Origin of the sequence: Loigolactobacillus backii (assembly GCF_003946275.1) — a bacterium.
In the GTDB taxonomy this organism is placed as follows: Bacteria; Bacillota; Bacilli; order Lactobacillales; family Lactobacillaceae; genus Loigolactobacillus; species Loigolactobacillus backii.
Genome location: NZ_RHNQ01000123.1, coordinates 1 through 2,227, shown reverse-complemented (window position 1 = coordinate 2,227; position 2,227 = coordinate 1). Strand labels below are relative to the sequence as shown.

General features: G+C 42.4%; 3 protein-coding genes. All 3 read right to left on the bottom strand.

Features of this window, described 5'->3' with window-relative positions; genetic code table 11:
- Window positions 1-97 precede the first annotated feature (97 nt).
- From tnpC to EKM61_RS11760, 3 genes are read right to left on the bottom strand one after another with little or no spacing between them, the layout of a single operon-like run.
- On the bottom strand, window positions 98-1,606 hold the full coding sequence (tnpC, locus tag EKM61_RS11770) for an IS66 family transposase (protein WP_068222405.1): 1,509 nt from the start codon (window positions 1,604-1,606) through the stop codon (window positions 98-100).
- A gap of 53 nt (window positions 1,607-1,659) precedes the next feature.
- A complete protein-coding gene (gene tnpB / locus EKM61_RS11765) occupies window positions 1,660-2,034 on the bottom strand; it encodes an IS66 family insertion sequence element accessory protein TnpB (RefSeq protein WP_068222408.1) in 375 nt (124 codons plus the stop codon).
- Window positions 2,024-2,206 carry a hypothetical protein gene (locus EKM61_RS11760; protein WP_068222411.1) on the bottom strand — a complete coding sequence of 61 codons (183 nt, stop codon included), beginning with the start codon at window positions 2,204-2,206 and terminating at the stop codon, window positions 2,024-2,026. Before EKM61_RS11760 ends, tnpB begins: the two co-directional genes overlap by 11 nt.
- Between the last annotated feature and the right edge of the window lie 21 nt (window positions 2,207-2,227).

Below are 2,227 nucleotides of genomic sequence, written 5' to 3'. Positions count from 1 at the left end.
GTAAGCAGTAAATAATCGACCGTTTAAAAAAGGCAAACCGGCTTCTCGAAATTGAGAAATCGGTTTGTCTTTTACATTACGCCACTATTTCTGGCTTCTATTCATTTGACGCTTTATTTCTATCTTGATGTCTTGCCCCAGAATAATTCCATGGTAAATAACCCTCTAGCTGGGCCAAATCGGTGAAACTAGGGTGTTGGGGCATTGTTTTTAATAAATAGGTGATATAGCCTCGCGGATCAAGCCCGTTAGCTTTAGCACTTTCCACTAAAGTTAACCAAATAGCCGTTGATCTTGCGCCTGCTTGGCTGGTACTGAAGAGCCAGTTCTTTCGACCAATCACCAGGCTCTTCATATTGCGCTCCGCCGCATTATTACTCCAGTCCATGATACCAACGTTGACTAGCCGCTCTAGTGTAGATCGTTGATCGATCGCGTAAGTGACGGCTTTACCCAAACGTGATTTAGGTAATACGTCGGCCGAATCGATCCACTGCCAGAATCGCTTCAATAATTTACGCACTTTACTACGGCGTCTTCGACGACGTACCCGGGGCGAAAAATGTTGCCATTGACGCTCCAAGGCAAACATCTCGTCAATTAGCGCTAAGGGAACACTGCTAATTGGCTTACCATTAGCTTGGGTGGCATCGTAAAACTTACGGCGCACATGCGCCCAACAACCGATACGCGTAACACTATTTTCTAACAGATTATAGCCGGTATAGCCATCACACTGCAGGATGCCGGTAAAGTTCCGATATAACTTTTGCGCAAAGGTTCCTGAACGCGTACTGCCATAAGCATAAAAAATGATTTGCTGCGGACTTTGTTTTACTGTTCTAGCCACCCACATATATGATTTAGCGGCTGCTGTTTTACCAGGCTCACGTAACACCTGCATCGGTGTTTCGTCACCCTGTAAATAACGTTGGTTGCTGAGTCGCTGCTGTAATAAATTATAAATTGGTTCGACCAACTGACTCGTTTTGATAATCCAGTTTGAGATTGTTGCCTCTGATAACGCAATACCCAAGCGCTGCCAATCTGCTAACTGTCGGTATAGTGGTGTTGCCAATAGAAACTTTTTATGAATGATCTCCGCGACTAACGAAGCCGAGGCGAGACTATGCGGAATTAAAGCGACTGGCGTTTGGGCTTGCACCAAATGAGCGCTGCCAGCTTCAAGCTCACATTCAGAACACTTATAGGTTTGCGTATAAATATGTTCTCGATAAAGTTTGGCCGGAATGAAATGCACCTCTTCACGAACAAACTTTTTCCCAACCGGTGTCAACTCGTGCCCATAGGCACATTGTTGCGTTGGTAGATCAATAACAGTTTCTCTTACTGGTAAATCACGACTTAGAGTTTCTTGCCGTGTCTTTTTGCGCTTTTTCTTTGCCGGTACTTGATCTGCGTCGCTTTGTTGGCCAGGTTGCTCTGGCGTGATAAAAACACCGTCATTACCTTCTAGTAGTGACAGTTGGTTAGGATCAATTTGTTCTGATTTTTGACCGTAAATTTTTTTAGTCAAGTAGGCAACCATTTCAGTTAGTTCCGCGACTTGCTTACGTAGCGCTATAATTTCTTCTTCGGGTGTCATTAGCTTTATCCACTCAATCCGTATTTGTTGAATTGAGTTTACCATGTCTTACACTAATTTGGATAGTTATTTTTTCTTCTTTCATGTCCAGGCGGACATGTTTGATGAATTGTCGCGTCTAATGACCAACCACTGAGTAATCGTGTCAACTGTTTAGAATTTAATTTACGGAGTGCATTCTGATCAGTCGGCCATTGAAGTCGACCGTTTTCGATCCGCTTATAAAGTAATAAAAAACCATCACCGTCCCAAAATAAGGCCTTAAAACGGTCTTTTCTGGTTCCACAGAATAAATATAAGGCGCGATTGTATGGATCTAAATCAAATTGATCTTGGATAACACCAGCTAAACCATCGATTCCCCGACGTAAATCGGTTTTTCCACAAACTAAAAAGACCTGTTGAATCTGTCGTTGATCAATTATCACCAGCGAACACCGCCTTTAAAACTGCCTCTAAAATATAGTTGTTAATTCGATTGTAAACTACGACCGATTTATTAGCATCAACTCTAATTTGCAGGGCTTTTGTTGCCATAGTAGATCGCGATTGAGAACCAGAATGATCCATTTTAATTTGAACAATATCCGGTTTATCCAATAAAAATCACCTCACCAATTA

Bases quoted from the DNA above. Each gene is read 5' to 3' on its own strand.
- tnpC (WP_068222405.1), bottom strand. From the start codon at position 1,606: ATGACACCCGAAGAAGAAATTATAGCGCTACGTAAGCAAGTCGCGGAA.